This window comes from Mycobacterium sp. UM_Kg27 (genome assembly GCF_000972905.1).
Lineage (GTDB): Bacteria > Actinomycetota > Actinomycetes > Mycobacteriales > Mycobacteriaceae > Mycobacterium.
The window spans coordinates 1-288 of sequence record NZ_JRMM01000362.1 but is presented as its reverse complement, the minus strand read 5'-3'; the positions used below and the strand labels follow the sequence as shown (position 1 = coordinate 288).

Genomic DNA, 288 nt, shown 5'->3' with positions numbered 1-288 from the left:
CGCCACCGCTGCCCGCGGTCGCACCATTGCCGCCGCCGGCACCGGCACCACCGTCGCCACCGTTGCCAGCGCCACCGGCAGCACCACCGTCGCCACCGACACCACCGACACCCTGGCCACCGGCACTGCCGTTGGTCGCCGAACCACCGGCACCACCAGCGCCACCGTTACCGCCAGCGCCACCGTTGCCGCCGTCCGTACCGTCGCCGCCGTCAGAACCGTTGCCGCCGGAGCCGGCCGCCGCGTTGGCGCCGGTCGAGCCGTCAACACCGGCGCCACCGGCACCAC

At 76.0% G+C, this 288-nt stretch carries 1 protein-coding gene; it reads right to left on the bottom strand.

Translation table 11 applies throughout. From position 1 onward, the window contains the following. Window positions 1-288: hypothetical protein (locus LI94_RS24235; RefSeq protein ID WP_192831030.1), on the bottom strand; the 288-nt coding region annotated here is incomplete at both ends.